Annotated in this window: 14 protein-coding genes and 1 pseudogene; 6 read left to right on the top strand and 9 right to left on the bottom strand. The window is 59.7% G+C overall.

Annotation, left to right across the window (positions count from 1 at the left end; genetic code table 11):
• Nucleotides 1–15 precede the first annotated feature (15 nt).
• Nucleotides 16–1,323 carry an NtaA/DmoA family FMN-dependent monooxygenase gene (locus J3R84_RS32745; RefSeq protein WP_057213595.1) on the top strand — a complete coding sequence of 436 codons (1,308 nt, stop codon included), beginning with the start codon at nucleotides 16–18 and terminating at the stop codon, nucleotides 1,321–1,323.
• A 331-nt stretch (nucleotides 1,324–1,654) separates the two neighbouring features.
• Here J3R84_RS32745 and J3R84_RS32740 read toward each other — a convergent pair whose 3' ends face one another.
• Complete coding sequence (locus J3R84_RS32740) at nucleotides 1,655–2,065, bottom strand: winged helix-turn-helix transcriptional regulator (RefSeq protein ID WP_171521023.1); 411 nt, start codon at nucleotides 2,063–2,065, stop codon at nucleotides 1,655–1,657.
• Nucleotides 2,066–2,157: 92 nt separating this feature from the next.
• Between J3R84_RS32740 and J3R84_RS32735 the strand changes: the two genes are divergently transcribed.
• Entirely contained in the window at nucleotides 2,158–3,051 is an 894-nt protein-coding gene (locus tag J3R84_RS32735; protein ID WP_203528366.1) for an NmrA/HSCARG family protein, read from the top strand.
• Nucleotides 3,052–3,252: 201 nt separating this feature from the next.
• Here the strand turns inward: J3R84_RS32735 and J3R84_RS32730 are convergent.
• Nucleotides 3,253–3,462 (bottom strand): annotated as a pseudogene (locus J3R84_RS32730) (FitA-like ribbon-helix-helix domain-containing protein); the annotation flags it as partial.
• 346 nt (nucleotides 3,463–3,808) lie between these two features.
• Between J3R84_RS32730 and J3R84_RS32725 the strand changes: the two are divergent.
• Nucleotides 3,809–4,900 carry a nucleotidyltransferase family protein gene (locus J3R84_RS32725; protein ID WP_171520982.1) on the top strand — a complete coding sequence of 364 codons (1,092 nt, stop codon included), beginning with the start codon at nucleotides 3,809–3,811 and terminating at the stop codon, nucleotides 4,898–4,900.
• A 403-nt stretch (nucleotides 4,901–5,303) separates the two neighbouring features.
• Here J3R84_RS32725 and J3R84_RS32720 read toward each other — a convergent pair whose 3' ends face one another.
• From J3R84_RS32720 to lsrA, 5 genes are all read right to left on the bottom strand, one after another.
• The gene (locus J3R84_RS32720; RefSeq protein ID WP_203528364.1) at nucleotides 5,304–6,560 is read right to left on the bottom strand and encodes a class II aldolase; all 1,257 of its coding nucleotides are present in this window, start codon (nucleotides 6,558–6,560) and stop codon (nucleotides 5,304–5,306) included.
• Between the two features lie 69 nt (nucleotides 6,561–6,629).
• Nucleotides 6,630–7,661, bottom strand: coding sequence for an autoinducer 2 ABC transporter substrate-binding protein LsrB (gene lsrB, locus J3R84_RS32715; RefSeq protein ID WP_171520984.1), 1,032 nt, complete (start codon nucleotides 7,659–7,661; stop codon nucleotides 6,630–6,632).
• Nucleotides 7,658–8,674, bottom strand: coding sequence for an ABC transporter permease subunit (locus J3R84_RS32710; RefSeq protein ID WP_057225502.1), 1,017 nt, complete (start codon nucleotides 8,672–8,674; stop codon nucleotides 7,658–7,660). The genes lsrB and J3R84_RS32710 overlap by 4 nt, the downstream gene beginning before the upstream one ends.
• Entirely contained in the window at nucleotides 8,671–9,702 is a 1,032-nt protein-coding gene (gene lsrC, locus J3R84_RS32705) for an autoinducer 2 ABC transporter permease LsrC (RefSeq protein ID WP_057209584.1), read from the bottom strand. Before lsrC ends, J3R84_RS32710 begins: the two co-directional genes overlap by 4 nt.
• Nucleotides 9,695–11,197 (bottom strand): autoinducer 2 ABC transporter ATP-binding protein LsrA, encoded by a 1,503-nt coding sequence (gene lsrA / locus J3R84_RS32700; protein WP_057225500.1) that lies wholly within the window; start codon nucleotides 11,195–11,197, stop codon nucleotides 9,695–9,697. Before lsrA ends, lsrC begins: the two co-directional genes overlap by 8 nt.
• A gap of 239 nt (nucleotides 11,198–11,436) precedes the next feature.
• On the opposite strand from lsrA, the gene J3R84_RS32695 reads away from it, so the two are divergent.
• From J3R84_RS32695 to J3R84_RS32685, 3 genes are read left to right on the top strand one after another with little or no spacing between them, the layout of a single operon-like run.
• Nucleotides 11,437–12,384 carry a sugar-binding transcriptional regulator gene (locus J3R84_RS32695; RefSeq protein WP_057209575.1) on the top strand — a complete coding sequence of 316 codons (948 nt, stop codon included), beginning with the start codon at nucleotides 11,437–11,439 and terminating at the stop codon, nucleotides 12,382–12,384.
• 8 nt (nucleotides 12,385–12,392) lie between these two features.
• Nucleotides 12,393–13,955 carry an autoinducer-2 kinase gene (gene lsrK / locus J3R84_RS32690; RefSeq protein WP_171520988.1) on the top strand — a complete coding sequence of 521 codons (1,563 nt, stop codon included), beginning with the start codon at nucleotides 12,393–12,395 and terminating at the stop codon, nucleotides 13,953–13,955.
• A gap of 54 nt (nucleotides 13,956–14,009) precedes the next feature.
• A complete protein-coding gene (locus J3R84_RS32685; protein WP_057209569.1) occupies nucleotides 14,010–14,321 on the top strand; it encodes an antibiotic biosynthesis monooxygenase in 312 nt (103 codons plus the stop codon).
• Between the two features lie 360 nt (nucleotides 14,322–14,681).
• Here J3R84_RS32685 and J3R84_RS32680 read toward each other — a convergent pair whose 3' ends face one another.
• Both J3R84_RS32680 and J3R84_RS32675 read right to left on the bottom strand, forming a co-directional pair.
• Nucleotides 14,682–15,809, bottom strand: coding sequence for an S-(hydroxymethyl)glutathione dehydrogenase/class III alcohol dehydrogenase (locus J3R84_RS32680; protein WP_171520989.1), 1,128 nt, complete (start codon nucleotides 15,807–15,809; stop codon nucleotides 14,682–14,684).
• Nucleotides 15,810–15,831: 22 nt separating this feature from the next.
• Nucleotides 15,832–16,677, bottom strand: a complete 846-nt coding sequence (locus tag J3R84_RS32675; RefSeq protein WP_171520990.1) for a sugar phosphate isomerase/epimerase family protein — start codon at nucleotides 16,675–16,677, stop codon at nucleotides 15,832–15,834.
• Nucleotides 16,678–16,681 lie beyond the last annotated feature (4 nt).

Here is a 16,681-nt window from a genome sequence, read left to right as displayed (position 1 = left end):
AGGACAGTGATTGGCATGTCCCGCAAGACGCGCAAGCTCAACCTCAATGTCGGCATCAACACGACAGGCTATTTGCCGGCCGCCTGGAAATACCGCACTGGCGACCGTCACGACATCTACGATCCGGACTATTACCGCCGCCTGACCGAGCTCGCGCACAGGGGGCTGTTCGACGCCGTGTTCTTCTCCGACCATCCGGCGATGATGACCGACCCGAACAGCCGGCCGTTCCACACGATCGACCCGCTGATCCTTTGTACGGCCCTGGCGGCACAGGTGCCCGACATCGGCTTCGTGGCGACGATGTCGTCCACCTACAACTCACCCTACAATCTGGCTCGCCGCACCCAGTCGACGGATATCACTTCCGGCGGCCGGCTGATCATCAACATCGTCTCGTCCTTTAACCCGAATGTCGCCGCCAATTTCGGCTCGGCACCCCTGCCACCGCGCAACGAGCGCTACGCCAAGGCTTCCGAGTTTCTCGATGTCGCCAAGAAACTCTGGGCAAGCTGGGATCCTGCCCGCGAGGGCAGCGTCCCCGACGATCGGTTCTGGGACGCGGCAAGCGCCCAGGCGATCGACCACGAAGGCGACCACTTCAGCGTCAGGGGACCGCTCAATGTGCCGCGCGGCCCTCAGGGTCACCCGGTAATCGCGCAGGCAGGGGCATCGGAGGGCGGGATTGATCTCGCCGCGCGCCATGGCGAAATTATCTACTGCAATATCCTCTCCCGCGCCGCCGGCCGGGCATTCGGCGCGAAAGTCAGAGGTCGCGCTGCCGCCCTTGGCCGTGATCCGGCCGGCATCCGCATCGTGCCCGGGCTCGTGGTCATCCTCGGTGAGACAAGAAAGGAGGCGTTGCGCAAGCACGAACTGTTCAGCGGCGCCGGCTCTGAAGACGCGCTGATCGCGAGGTTTGCCAAGGAGAACGGTATCAATCCTGGCGGCTTTGACCCGGATGCCGTTCTCGATGCCGAACGCTTCGTCCCCGATCCCAACCGGCTTCAGGCGGTGGGCATGGGCCTCGGGCTCTCGGACCTGCTGAAACACGAGAAGCTTACGGCAAGACAAGTCGTGCGCCGCTCGGAGGGCCATCACCGTCTGCTGCTCGGCACGCCGGAGGAGGTCTCCGAAGCCATCATTGATCTTTGGGCTGACGGAACCGTGGATGGCTATACATTGCAGCCACCACGCGCCCCTGACGATATCGAGGAGTTCATCGACAAGGTCGTGCCCATCCTGCAGGATCGCGGCGTCTACCGCACTCGGTATGAAGAGCGAACGGTCCGCGAGCGTTATGGCCTCCCCTACCCGGAATAAAAGCGCTCGACAGAACACGAACGATGAACGAGTTCCCAGTTCCGAGTTCCACGTGCGTTCTCGACCGGGCGCAGACTCTTGCAAAGATCGACCGCGGCTAATGCCAGCAGGAGAGTTATAACGTTTACGCAGAAACATTATAACTTCGACCAGCTATAATGTTTTCGCAACGCAGCCGATACGCATGCCGGCTGATTTCCGACCAAGCACAGAGTTTGATGAGATAGTCGGCACCGACAGTGAACAGCGCAAAATTGCCCGAAAGCGGATCTTGCGGGAGGAACTACCGGTAGTCCCGCAGTCGTCGAGTAGAAAACGACGCTTGTGTTAACTACTTGGCATCGTCGTAAGCGCGACGGTATTCCTGGATGGTGTGCAGATTATCACGGACCCAAAAGTTGAACCCTTCAAGGGCGCGCAAAGCCCCGCCGCCCATCTCGGTCAGCTCATATTCGACACGCGGCGGCACTTCGGGAAAATAATGGCGCACAACGAGGCCGTTACGCTCCAGATTGCGCAGTGTAAGCGTCAACATCCGCTGGGTGACGCCATCAACCTCTTTCTTAAGGGCTGAGAAGCGGAGCCGATGCTCCTCCGCGAGCGAAAGGCGCCAAAGGACTTGAACAGTCCATTTGTCGCCCAGCAGCGTGCACACCCCGTTTGCCGGGATAGGTCTGAACAGCCGATTACCCTCTGATCCTTGCAGCGCATCGGCATGGAGTTGTTTGTCCAAGGGTATCATCCTTGTGCCTGACGCTGAAAAATGTGCCGTCTTCCAGCGGTTTTCCATTCGTATATATGGATGACCCTTGTTGTTCAACACGAGGGTTTTCAATGACCAATGGCAAACAGCCAATTTTTGTTTTCGGCGCCACCGGACGGCAGGGAGGATCTGTTGCCAAAGCCTTATTGAAGGTGGGATGGCCTGTTCGCGCGCTTGTTTTGAATTCCACTGATGCCGCGTCTTTAGAGCTGGAGATTACAGGCGTCGAGCTTGTGCAGGGCGCCTTCGAAGACACGGACGTGATCCGCGCAGCTATGAAAGACACCTATGGTGTTTTCAGCGTACTGCCGGCCAACTTAGCGGCAGAAGACGAAGTCCGCTACGGTATCTCAATTGCTGATCTGGCAGCCGAAATCGGTGTCGACCATCTCGTTTATTCTTCAGGCGCTAGCGTTGGGGATGAACTGACAGGTGTCGCGCGTTTCGATGCCAAGCCTCGCATCGAAGCGCACGTTCGAGAACTCCGCATCACCACGACCATCGTCCGGCCGATGATCTTCATGGAAATGCTCGTACGACCTGGTTTCGGTTTGGATGAGGGACGATTGGTATCCCTGATCAGACCGGATCATTCAATCCAGCTTACCGCGGTGGAGGACATCGGCAAATTCGTTGCTGCGGTGTTTGCCGACAAGACCCGCTTCGGCGGCATGACTTTGAAGATCGCAAGCGACCGCGTGACGGGGCACGAGCTTGAAGCCGCCCTTACCGAAGGCGCCGGTCGTCCAATCGCCTACGCACGCTTTTCCGATGACGTTCTCGCGGCGAATGCGGACCTCGCACACATGGCGAAGAGCTTGGAAGATGGTCCGCTTGCAGAATGTGTCGATCTGAACGCCATGCGTGAGATCAACCCAGAGCTACTCACTTTCCGATCTTGGCTTGCCGGGAACGGACGCAGGGCACTCGACGAAGCCTTGAGGACAACCAACACGCTGGCGTGACTCCGGCTTTAATCAAGCGGGTTCCAATGGCAGGCGAGCAGGAACCGATTTGGGTCCAACCTTGGCAGCCGAGAAGCTTGCCGAGCTCGATGGGCTGGTCAAGGTGCCTTTTAGGTCACGGGGTTTGCGCCATCGCAGGCGTCGGTTCTTTCCTTTCATTATCTCGCCAAAGTCATGGATCTGCTGGCGGCTCGGGGCCGGCTTCATTGGCTCAGCCCGCGCTTTGTCTCGCACCTGGTCAAACACTTCAAAATCCTCATTGGACAATCCAAGCCGCCCGCTCAACTCAGCCAAGGCGTCGCCTATGCGGACACGCTGTTCGGACTTTACCGCACGTTCCAAAATCTCGCGTACTTCCGCCTCTGTGCTGCGGCCGTGATTAGCTGCCCGAACACGCAATGCACGGTGCACTTCATCAGGCTGTCAGGATAGCCATAGTCAGACCTTCCTATTCGATTTCATTGACTGCAATGTTGCCTCAATGCAGTCACGCTCTGCACTGACGAAGCACACGGCGCCGTACGCGACGTGAAATCGACAAGGGAGCTAAATAACTGCTATCCAAGGCTCCCCGAGATTGGTTAAATACAGATAGACCATAAATGCCTTCTCGAAGGTGCTGAATACCTTGGTCTCAAATCGTAACCACGGACGGAACCCCGGTCCACGCTACAACCGTCTCCAACCTGTTCCCGTCCTGCCTCCTTTCTGTTATGACCATATTTGCGTAAACGGTCACAACTCGAAGGAGATGACGTTGAAGAACATTGACCTCATGTACCAGACGATGCTTGCTGAGCTGGCGCAGAGGACTATGGACGCGGCATGGACAGCAGACTTCCCGCCCGAGGGCCGTTTCATCACATCAGAGGTCAAGGGCAAGCGCTACTGGTATTTCGACATGCCGGATGGCTCGGGCGGCAAGAAGCGCCGCTACGTCGGTCCTGCTGACGATGAGGAGATCGCGCAGCGCGTCGAGGACTTCAAACGTGACAAGGACAGTCTGCGGGATCGCAGGCGCATCGTGGCCTCGCTGACCCGGCAAGGAGGCATGATCGCGCCCGACCCCATGTCCGGCGATATCGTCGAGGCGCTCGCAGCCGGAGGCCTATTTCGGCTCCGCGGCGTCCTCATCGGCACGGTGGCCTTCCAGACCTACAGCGGCATCCTCGGCGTGCGCCTGCCCATGGCGGCGATCCTAACGGGCGATGCTGACATCGCTCAAGACTACGCCGTCAGCCGGGAGGTCGAAGATTCCCTCCCCCCGATCCTCGATCTCCTGCGCTCGGTCGATCCCACCTTCCGGCCTGTCCCGCATCGATCGGGATCGGCAGCGTCGAGTGCGTTCCAAACCAAGCGCGGCTACAGGGTGGAGTTCCTGACCTCCAACCGCGGTTCCGACGACTATAGCGATCAGCCGTCAACGATGCCCGCTCTCGGCGGTGCCAGCGCAGATCCGCTGCGCTACTTGGACTTCCTCATCCGAGATCCGATGAGAACGGTGCTGCTGCACAAGAGCGGTATCCCGGTTAATGTTCCGGAGCCGTCTCGGTACGCTGTTCACAAGCTTATCATTGCGACCAAGCGCCGAACGGACGGCCACTTCGTTCTGAAGCGCGACAAAGACCTTAAACAGGCCGAACTCCTCTTCGAAGCTCTCTACGAGACGCGGCGGGCATCCGACTTTGCACTTGCATATGAAGAAGCCGAAGAGCGCGGACCTGCATGGCGCGAGGCTCTGCAGGAGGGTACGGACTTGTTGACGGAGCAAGGCCGAAAGATGCTCTTCCAAGTTCTGCGGCGGGGTAATCAGGAGATCGGCAAGGAACGCCCCGAAGATCGGCAGTGAGGAAGTAGAGGGCGTGTCGTCGCAGGTAATAGGGACTGTCCGTGAGACAACAAGAGGAAGTTAAAGACCGGACCCATTATGGAGCATGTTTTTTTCTAAAACTACCACGCGAATGTCCGGTGGCTTGTCGCTTCTGGACTAGAGTTTGGCAATCCGCCTCGCGAAAACACGTCGCCAGCATGACCAAGGAGTTGGGTGCAACGTACCCAACATAACCGGCAAAAAACTCCGGCCAATATCGAAGAATTCTTCAAGTAAAAAAACAGTTGATGCGCGGCGATGGCATGCGGCATACCCGCAGGTTAGAGACGATCCCCGGTCAAGCAGCCACGCGGAAAACGGCGCCAATTCTTGTGTTTGCCATGCGCCGATACAGCCATAATCGCCGCTGCCGTCTTCCGGCTCAGTTTGCCTGAGTGACCTTCAGTTTCGCCTGTTCGAGAACCCAGTACTCCATGGCGAACAAGTCGGCCTCTCCAATTGGCGTGAATCGGCCATACGACTCAGCAGCATTGATCGCACGTGTCGCCTGCTCGCAAAGATCTCCGCCGATTTTGGCGGCCTTTACGTTGGTGCCGATGTTAAACATGCCCTCTCCACGCACGACCACGACACGCGGATAGGGATCGAGCATGGTTTTCGGCTCTGCTGAGTGCGCGGCGTGGCGATTGAAGTAAGCGCGGTAGCGCTCCTTGTAACTCTCCAGCGCCTGTTCGATTTCGAGATCACGCGCACCTGCGTCAATGAACATCGGCCAAGGCTTGATGCGAATGACGTGATCTGGCGTAACGGTGCCGCGAAGGGCAATCTCTTCGACATTGCTCTTGCGCACGTGCTGACGTATTGCCTCCGTTGAGCGATAGTCCAGCGAAACGCCGGAGGCAAAGGGCGTGCCTTCTCCAGACAGCACTGCGATAAGGTGTGTTTGCAGCACACTATCCGACCCCCGGTCGCTCTGTTGCGGACCGGTCAGTTTAATCCCTTTGCTCGCCAGTTCCTCCTCGGCCAATGTTACAAACTCGATCATCAATTCGTACGAACCCCGCGCCGTATCAGCGAATGTGAACAACCCATGGCTTTCGAGCCAGAGGCCCTCGCAATTGGGGTAGGCCTGAAAGATGCGAGCTGCTTCGATAGACAGGTCAAAACCTGGCATCACATACGGCACGAAGGCTACGCGACCGCCGTAGATGCGCTCGACGGCATCCCGCATGTCAGGTTGATCCGCTAGCGCCAGGATCGCGGTTGCATGCGTATGGTCGACGAACTCGTGGGGGATGAAGGCATGCAAAAGCGCCTCGACCGAAGGATTGGGCGCGCTGGCATCCAGCAGATTGGCGCGCAGCAAGGTGACCATATCGGGATCGGAGAGCCTCGGCCCGTCGCGCGCGGCCAAAAGCTCCGGCAATCGCACCGCTGGCAGGCCAGGCGCCTCGATCGTGTCGAGATCCCAGCCGCTGCCTTTGATATGCATGAGCGCGCGGCCGTCCTCGCCCGTCACCTTGACCGAGGTATTGCCTCCACCGTGCAGCACGAGGTCCGGATCGCCGCCTATGATGCGCGAGGTATAGATGCGCATACCCAATGCCTCATCATGTCCGGTGGCACGGGCCGCCTCCTTGTAACTTTCGGCTTCGATGTCGTTCCAGCGGCTTTTCATGACGGTTATCCATTTCCACAATGAGAACGGGCGGCCATTCGCTGGCCGCCCGGCATGGTACTTGCAAGATCAGAAATCGAAATTGCCGATATTGTCCTTGGTGAAGACGGTCCGTGCGGGCAGCAGCACGATACCGTTGCCTTCGGCCTCGTAGTCGTAGCCTTGAACCTTGTTGGCCGAGACTTCGACCGTGCCGACGCCTGGGACTTCCAGCTTGTCACCGACCTTCATCGGACCGTTCTTCAAGACGTGGTCCGCGACGAAGACCGAGATCTTGCCTTGCTGGGTCACATCCCAGAGACCGAACCGCTTGATCGTGCCCCGCTCGATGTAGGGCCGCATGACGTTCGGTGTCGAAAACCCGACGATCGTGACGCCATCTGCCCGCTTCAGGTTTTCAGCGGCCTGGGCTGCGGCCGGCAAGGCGTTGGCGTCGGGCGCGATGATCGCGTCGAGATCGGGGTAAGTCTGCAGGATGCTTTCTGCCGTCTGCAGCGACTTCTGCGCATCGTTGTAGCCATATTGCGTGGTTACGATCTCCCAGCCGGGATGCTCCTTGGCGATCTTCGCCTTGGCAGCTTCCGCCCAGGCGTTCTGGTCGGTGACGGTCGGGCTCGAATAGAAGAAGGCAACCTTCGCCTTCTCCTTCTTCACGCCCTCGCCGGCCATGTCGACAAGCAGACCTCCGAGTTGTTCTGGCGTGCCCTGATTGATGTAGTAGCTCCGGCAATCCGGATTGACGTCGCTATCCCAGGTCATCACCAGCACACCGCGCTCCATCGCACGCTTCAGGGCCGGGCAAAGTCCATCCGGCGAAACGGACGAAACGATGATGGCGTTGTAGCCCTGGTTCACATAGTTGTTGATGAACTGCACTTGGCCGGAGACGCTTGGCTCGGTCGGACCGTCGTAGGTGACCTTGGCGCCAACCTCTTCGCCGGCCTTTACCGCTCCGGCCCCACCGCTAGTAAAGAAGCCGACACCGACTAGCTTGGGGATGAAGGCGATCTGGGATTCGGCCTGCGCCGTGCCTGATGCAAGCACGGTGCCGGCAAGAAGGCTGGCCGCAAGGGCGGCGGTTTTGACGATTGTGTTGTTCATTTTCTTTCTCCTCCTGAGGTGACAGCCGCCCGGCTCTTCTGTTGCCGGGCAACGGCGACGAAATCGGAAAGCAAAGCGCTTCCGTGGCGCAGTGCGACCGCTATAACCAGCAACCCTCCCGAAAGTGCGCTGGAAATCTGGCTTGAAACACCGCTCGCCTGCAGGCCCTGCTGCAGGTAGCCGATGACGAATGTGGCAATCAGCGTGCCGAGAATGGACCCCTGCCCGCCGTAGATCGACGCACCACCAAGCACGGCCGCCGTGACGGCTGGAAGCAGTGTCGCGGCTCCGAGATCGACGCGCGCAGAGCCGAAATAGGCGGACATCACCAGCCCCGCCACCGCGGCGCAAAGTCCGGTGACGACGTAGGTGACGGTCTGGATGGTGGCCACGGGAATGCCGGCGAAACGAGCCGCACTCTCCGATTGGCCAACAAGAAAGACGGCACGGCCGAAGCGCGTGAAATGCAGGAGCACTACGAGCACGAATGCAAGCCCGAGAAATACGGCAAGGGTCGCGGGCAGCCCGAACAGTTGTGCGTAGCCGAACCCATTGAAGGCTTCCGGGAAGTTGCCGATCCCCTCGTAACCGCCGGCCCCGACAAAGCCCGAAGCGACGGTCGCGGTTCCCTGAAACAGATAGAGGCTGCCGAGGGTGACAACGAGAGGCTGGATCTTCGACAGGTGAATAACGCTGGCGTTGAACAGGCCGCAAACCGCGCCGGTCGCAAGCGATATCAGGATCGATAGCGGCAGCGGTACGGCGTAGAAAGTCGCGACTCCGAACACAATTGCTGCAAGGCCGATGGCCGATGCGAAGGAGACGTCGATGCCGCCGGCGATGATCACCAAAGTCAACGGCAAGGCGACGATGCCGATCTGGACGAAATCCGAGGTGCCGTAGATCAGGTTCGCGGGATTGAGAAAGCGCGGATTGATGATGCCGAAGATTGCAAGCTCCGCCACCAGCATGGCGAGCAACGCGGTCTCCCAGCGGAAGATCAACTTTTTCATCGGCTCGTCTCCGCAATCCTGGATGTTGTAGACTTAGTATCGTGGGCGGGCGCACGATCGTGGATGGCGTAGCGGCGCGCACGAATGCGCCGATCGATAAGTTGACGAATGCGGCCATCGAGAAGGAGTACCGAGAGCAGGAGCGCACCGGCGATGAAGTCGTTCCAGTAGGCGGGAATTTTCAGGAAGACGAGTGCGCTGTCGATCGAGGTGATGAAGATCACGGCGGCGACAACGCCTGCGACCGATCCGGTGCCACCGAGAAGGCTGACACCGCCGAGAACGTTGACCGCGATCGCCTTGAGTTCGATGCCGTTGCCCGCCTGGTTCGGAATGAAGCCGATCTGGGCGGCAAAGACGACGCCTGCCAGAGCGGCGCAAGATCCGGCCGCGACGAAGGCGGCAAATTGGACGCGCCGCACCGGCACGCCGAGGTGGTGCGCTGCCGCCTTGTTGTCGCCGACCGCATAGAAGAAGCGGCCGAAACGCGTCTTGCGCACGAAAATCCAGAGCGTGACGATTAGCAGAACGACGACGACTGTCAGCGCTGAGAAACCGAAGCCGAGATTGGTGGAAAGCGCCTTCAGATCCTGCGGCAGGTCCTCGATCCAGCGTCCACCGGTCATGACCAGCATGACGCCGCGATAAAGACCAAGCGTACCAAGGGTGGCGACGATCGACGGTATGCCGAGATAGGCGACCATCAGCCCGTTGAACGCACCTGCCAGCGCGCCGGTGAGCAGACAAAGGGCGATCGAGAGCGGCAGGCAGAGACCCGCATTCAACGTGAGGCCAAGCACTGCGGCACTCAGACCGAGCACCGAGCCGCTCGACACATCGATGTTGCGCGTCAGGATAACGACCATGGTGCCAAGCGAGATCAGCATCAAAACCAGGCTGCTCGACAGCACGGTCGAGACCGTTGCTCCGGAGAGATAGCCCGGCGCCGCTGCGCCGATTGCGGCGTAGGCAAGGGTCAGGATGAAGATGAGCGTGACAACGCGGTTCCGGGCGAAGAGATCAAGCATGATGAGCCTCCGAGGCGCCGAAGGCCAGTCTGGCGATTGCATCCACGCTGATCGCGTCCGAGAGTTCGCCGCCGTGTCGGCCAAAGGCCATGACCTGAACGCGATCGGCCAATTGCTCGATCTCGTCGAAATCGGAGGATATGAGGACGATGGCGACGCCGTCGCCGGCAAGCGTGCGGATCAGTCCGTAGATGTCATTGCGGGCGGCAACGTCCACCCCGCGCGTCGGTTCGTCGAGGATCAACACCTTCGGCTTCGCCGATAGGCATTTTGCCATGAGAACCTTCTGCTGGTTGCCCCCGGAAAGGCCACGCGCTGCCTGGCCGGCGCCGGTGCATTTTATGCCCATGCTGTCGCGAAAGCCGTCGAAGATCCGGCGTTCAATTCCCGGCCGCAGGAAAAACGGCAGGCGATGGATAAGATACGACGAGACATTCCAGTAGAGCGGCGCTTCGAGGAAAAGGCCGTTCTGCTGGCGGTCTTCCGGCAGATAGACGAGGCCGTGATTGATGCACGACCGTGGCTGCCGGTTCTTCAGCTCCTTGCCTTCAAGATGCACGCTCCCGGCGCTTTGTCTGCGCAGGCCGAAAAGTGTCTCGGCAAACTCCGTGCGCCCGGCACCGACGACACCGGCAAGACCGAGGATCTCCCCTGCCCTGGCATCTAGGTCGATGTCGCGAAAGCCCTCTCCCGACAGCCCGCGCACCGTGAGCCTCGGCTGACCGATCTGCGCAACCTTGCGCCCGAGCTTGGCGGGTCCGTTGCCGGCTGCAAGCGGTACACGGCTCATTGCCTCCACGATCTCGGCGTCCGTATGGTCGTGGAGCGGCCCCGAGAGCACGATGACACCGTCCCTAAGCACGCTGATCGCGCTGCAGATTTCCCGGATTTCACGCAGCTTGTGGGAAATGAAGAAAATGCCGACGCCCTGCCCCTGCAGTTTTCGCACACGTTCGAAAAGTGCGCTCGACTCGAAGGGTGTCAGAGCCGAGGTTGGCTCGTCGAGGATGAGGACGCGCGCGTCCCGCACCAGGCCACGCAGAATTTCGACGATCTGCCGTTCGGCGATCTCGAGCGATGCTGCCTGCGCATCGAGATCCACCGCAACGGCAAGCTCGGCAACAAGCGCCTCGACGCGAGGCCGCAGCGAGCGTGGTGACAGCGTCAAGCCCAGACAGATATTTTCCAAAACCGTCTGGTTTGGCAGGATATGCGCTTCCTGCGGCACCAGATAGAGACCGAGGTCTTGGGCGAGAGCCGGCGAGGCATGCATCAACGTCCGGCCGTTGATTTCGATGCGGCCGGAGTTGGCCGGAATAACTCCGGACATAATCTTCATCAGACTGGATTTGCCTGCGCCATTGCCTCCGAGAAGCGCGTGCACTTCTCCGGCTTCGAGCGCCAGCGAGACGCCCTTTAAGACCGGCACCGCACCATAGGATTTCCAGATGTCCTCTAGAAGGGCGACCTTCCCGGCCGCTTGTTCCTTCACCATTCCCCACCTGTTCAAATGTATTCGGTTACCATCATGTGATCATAACGCCCTACCACCGTCAATATGGTCATCCGTGTCGAACGGAGATGGAAATGACTACATGAGGACCAGACGCGCAAATAATCGCGCAATATCAGTCGGTTGCCGATCAATAAATTATTTCGGCGCTCAACACCGTTGACGTATCAAATGTTTTTGCAATATTCAAATGATCACAACAACCCAAAGGAATGGGCCGCATGGCTTCGGACAATGGCGAGTGGAGTTACGCGGATGCGGACGAGGAGACCCTCACCCGCATTGCCTGGTACTACTACAATGACGGCTTGACTCAGAACGAGATCGGCGAACGGCTGAACATGTCGCGCATCAAGGTGTCGCGTCTTCTGGAAAGCGGTCGGCGTTCGGGCATTATCCAGGTGCGCATCAATTCGCGCTATCAGGGATGTCTGGCACTCGAACGTCAGATCAAGGAGCGCTACGGATTGCTGGAGGCCTATGTCGTGCCGCAACTGCCCGATCAGGATCCGAGCGACCGTCTGGGCCAGGCGGCCGCCCAGTTCCTCATGCAGCGCCTGCAGCATGGCGACCTCCTGGCGGTTGGCTGGGGCGCCACCGTCAGCAACACGATTCAGCGGCTCGGCCATCTCGCCAATGAACGCGATATCGGCCTCGTCAGCCTCACCGGCGGCGTCGGAACCTATGTAGACGGTATGCGCACCGCCAATTGGGGAAGCAGCGTCCATCTCGTCCCCGCCCCTCTTGTCGTCAGAGACCCGCAGGTTGCAAGCAACCTCTCCTCTGAACCGGCAGTCGCCAACCTGCTCGACATGGCGCTCAACGCATCCTTTCAGCTCGTTGGTATCGGCGAGCTTTCGCCTGCCTCGACGGTCGTGCGCTCCGGTTATGTCACCCCTGATGAAGTGGAGCCGCTGCGCCGCAAGGGCGCAGTCGGAGACATCCTTTGTCAGTTCTACAATGAACAGGGCGAGGTGCTCGATCTGCCGCTGCACGATCGCGTGATCGGGGTGAAGCTCGCGACCCTGTCGCGCGCCGAAAAGGTCGTGGCCGCGGCAGGCGGCCTGCAAAAGGTACAAGCCATCCATTCTGCATTGCGGGGAAAATTCGTCGGTATCCTCATCACCGATGAAACCACCGCAGCCGGCCTGCTCGAGATCAAGGACTGAGCATCACGATGAACGCAAGATATCTCCTGGCCGTCGACGCTGGCACGGGCAGCGGCCGCGCCGTCATCTTCGACCACGACGGCAACCAGATCGCCAGCGCCCAGCATGAGTGGTGGCACAAGACTGATCCGCGCTTTGCCGGCTCGATGGATTTCGATGTTACGGGCAACTGGACACTTTTGGCGCGGGCGATCCGCCGCGTCATTGCTGATGCGGGGATCCCGGCAGCCGATATTGCGGCCGTCAGTGCCACCAGCATGCGCGAAGCCATTGTCGCCTATGATCGCGACGGTCGCGAAATCTGGGCTTGCGCGAATGTCGACAGCCGCGCCAACAACGAGGTTCGCGACCTGAAGCAGGACTTTCCGCAGCTTGAGGCGGAACTCTATGCCCAATCCGGCCAAACCTTTGCGCTGGGCGCCCTGCCCCGTCTACTCTGGCTGAAGCGCAACCTTCCCGACGTCTACGATCGTGTTCATCGCGTCAGCATGCTTTCGGATTGGGTGCTCGCCCGGCTTTCAGGCGTGATCGCGAGCGATCCTTCGAACGCTGGCACGACCGGTCTTTATAGCTTGGCGGCGCGCAACTGGCTTCCGGATGCCATGTCCAAGGTCGGTATGCGTGACGATATCTTCCCGCCGAGTGCCGAGCCGGGCGCTGTGATCGGCCGCGTTACTTCGCAGGCATCGCAAGAAACCGGTCTTGCCGCCGGCACGCCGGTCGTCATGGGTGGCGGTGACTGCCAGATCGGCGCCGCCGGTCTCGGGGTCGTCAACGAAGGTGACTGCGCGGTGCTTGGTGGCACCTTCTGGCAGCAGGTGGTCAATGTGGCGCCGTCTGTTACGGATCCGTCGATGGATTTGCGTATCAACCCCCACGTCGTCACGGGTCTCAACCAGGCCGAGGCAATCAGCTTCTTCGTCGGCATCGTGATGCGGTGGTTCCGCGACAGCTTCGGCGCTGAGGAAATCACAACCGTCGGCCCCGGCGGCGACGCCTATCGCTTGCTGGAGCAGAAGGCGGCCCTTGTTCCTCCAGGTGCGTACGGCATCATCCCGGTGTTCTCGGACGTGATGCACTATGGAAAATGGTATCACGCGGCCCCGTCACTGCTGAACCTCTCCATCGATCCGGAAAAATCCGGCAAGGCGGCAATCTTTCGCGCTCTGCAGGAAAACGCCGCCATTGTTGCGGCCCGCAACCTTGCCGCCATTTTCAAACTCTCCGGCAAAATACCTGACAAGATCGTCTTTGCGGCCGGCGCCTCCAAGTCCGCCCATTGGTCACAAATCCTCTCCGATGCAACCGGCTTGCCGGTGGTAACACCCGTCGTCAAGGAGGCGACTGCTCTCGGCTGTGCCGCGTCGGCGGCAATCGGCGTTGGATTCCACCGCAATTTCGTCGAGGCCGCCGAAAGCTGGGTTCGTTGGGACCGACACTTCGAACCCAATCTCGAACACAAGGCGATCTACGACAATGCCGGCGAGCGTTGGGCCCGAGCCTACGCTCTTCAACGTCAACTGGTCGATGAAGGCGTCACCACCGCCATGTGGAAGGCTCCCGGTCTCTAAACCCTTTCTTCGCACGCACCAGCGTGCCGCTCTAACTTTACCAAGGAAAACGACATGCTCATTCAGATGGTCAGCATCAAGGTCCAGGAAGGCCATGCGGCCGAATTTCTCCAAGCCTTTCGCATCAACTACGAGGGCACACGCCGCGAGCCCGGCAATCTGCGCTTCGATGTTTTGCGCGATCCGCAGGACGAAAACACGTTCCTGATCTATGAAGTCTTTCAATCGGCCGAGGCTCTGGAGGACCATCGCAAGACTGAGCACTACAAAGAGTGCGTCCGCATGATTGACCCAATTCTTGCTGGTCCACGGACCAAGGTCTACTACAACGCCGAGATGGCAGACTTTCTTGAGAAGACGGCTTAGAATTTAGCTTCTGGAAAAACTGCGGCGATGCAAACTTCGCGCTTGGCCGTGTGAATTTTTCCGTCCCAGGCGAAGAGGCCGGTGTCTCAAACGTAGGTGGAGCCACACCGGCCTGCTCTCATCCTGAGTGCAACCCGAGCAGGGCACCGCTTTGATGCTCCCTCAGGGGAAGCCACCATCGCTGCAACCGCCGCGTTCCGTCGATACATTCTGCGATTTTGTTACGCGATTTTGTTGCGGCGACCACAAATGCGGTCGCCGCTTGCCGAGCGGGAACTCGGCATAGGACAGGTGGAGGGCTGCCCTATTCCCTGAGGGGTTTATGGAATTCCGACCGGTCGACCGTGATCCTTCATTGGACTAAAATAGAACCACGCTGCGGATGCTTTCACCCGAGTGCATCAGATCGAAGCCCTTGTTGATGTCTTCGAGCGGCATCGTGTGGGTGATCATAGGATCGATCTCGATCTTGCCCTCCATGTACCAGTCGACAATCTTCGGCACGTCGGTGCGGCCGCGGGCGCCGCCAAAGGCGGTGCCCATCCAGCTGCGGCCGGTGACGAGCTGGAACGGACGGGTGGAGATTTCCTGGCCAGCGCCGGCAACGCCGATGACCACCGACTTGCCCCAGCCACGATGCGAGGCTTCGAGCGCCTGGCGCATCACCTTGGTGTTGCCGGTGCAATCGAAGGTATAATCGGCGCCGCCGATCTGGTCGGCCCCGCGCTTCGTCATGTTGACGAGGTAAGGCACGATGTCGTCGCCAACCTCCTTCGGATTGACGAAGTGGGTCATGCCGAAGCGTTCGCCCCAGGCCTTCCTGTCGTTGTTGAGGTCGACGCCGATGATCATGTCGGCGCCGGCAAGGCGCAAGCCCTGGATGACATTGAGGCCGATGCCGCCGAGGCCGAAGACGATCGCGGTCGCGCCGATCTCGACCTTGGCCGTGTTGATCACCGCGCCGATGCCGGTGGTGACGCCGCAGCCGATATAGCAGATCTTGTCGAACGGCGCGTCGGGGTTGACCTTGGCCAGCGCGATCTCCGGCAGCACGGTGTAATTGGCAAAGGTGGAGCAGCCCATATAGTGATGGATCTTGTCCTTGCCGATCGAAAAGCGCGAGGTGCCATCCGGCATCAGGCCCTGGCCCTGGGTCGAGCGGATCGCCGTGCACAGGTTGGTCTTGCGCGACAGGCACGACGGGCAGGTCCGGCATTCCGGCGTATAGAGCGGGATGACATGGTCGCCCTTCTTGACCGAGGTCACGCCCGGGCCGACATCAACGACGACGCCGGCACCCTCATGGCCGAGGATCGCCGGGAACAGACCTTCGGGGTCGGCGCCGGAAAGCGTGAAATCGTCGGTGTGGCAGATGCCGGTGGCCTTGACTTCGACCAGCACCTCGCCGGCCCGCGGGCCTTCGAGCTGAACGGTCATCACTTCCAGCGGCTTGCCGGCCTGAACGGCGACGGCGGCGCGTACATCCATAATAATATCTCCGATAGTTTGATTAGGTCAGGGGGCCGGTTGAGACCTTCGCCCACAAATCACGAGCATGTTGCTTCAGCGCCAGGGATTCCTCCCAACGGTCTGTAGTATCTTCGCCGAAGCGGTCTGTTATCGCATAGGGTTTGGGGCCGAGTTCGCAGACGAATGCGAGGCTGTCGTTCGCCCCTGCCCGCTTTTGCCAACTGCGAAAACCAAATTCCCACCAGCCGAGAAAGAGATCCACCCAAGGGCGATGGTGAGGATAGGAGATCTCGATTTGGACCTGTTCTCGTGAGGCTACTCTTCCGTGGAATGCCCAGGAGCAGTCCAGAATCTTCTCGATCAGTCGGTGATTTTCGTCGGAGATGGGCCAGCAAAACTCGCGCCCGACGAGGAAATGGGACACATCTCCCAGTAGCCTCAGATTAGGAAGACGATCAAGAAGGTCCAAGGTGAAGAAGAGGTCGGTGGTCATCCGATCGCGATGAGTCTCGATCAAAACAGGAATTCTCGCTTCCTCCGACAGTTGTTGCCAACCTTCAAGAAGTGGCAGGCAATCTTCTACGCGGCGCAAACGAACGTCGGGTTGCAGGCAGATATGGTGAACACCGAATTCGGCGGCGTTTTCAAGAACCGGCTTGAGATCATCTATGGTCGTTGGAAAACACTGGCCTTCGACCTGAAGCCCGAATTGGCGCAGCAGGGCGTGAAGCCGCCGCACATACGCTCGGTCGTGCCAGTGCGCGCTTACACCATCAAAGCCTCCTTGAGCGATCCGCTCGACCTTCTCCTCGAGGGTGAATTCGGAGCGTCTGCTGCTGCGCAGTTCCATCGCCCAAAGTGATTGAAACACCAAAAGTGATTGCATTGCC

This window comes from Ensifer canadensis, from assembly GCF_017488845.2.
Lineage (GTDB): Bacteria > Pseudomonadota > Alphaproteobacteria > Rhizobiales > Rhizobiaceae > Ensifer > Ensifer canadensis.
The sequence above is the reverse complement of the archived record's forward strand: the minus strand, read 5'-3'. Positions and strand labels throughout refer to the sequence as shown.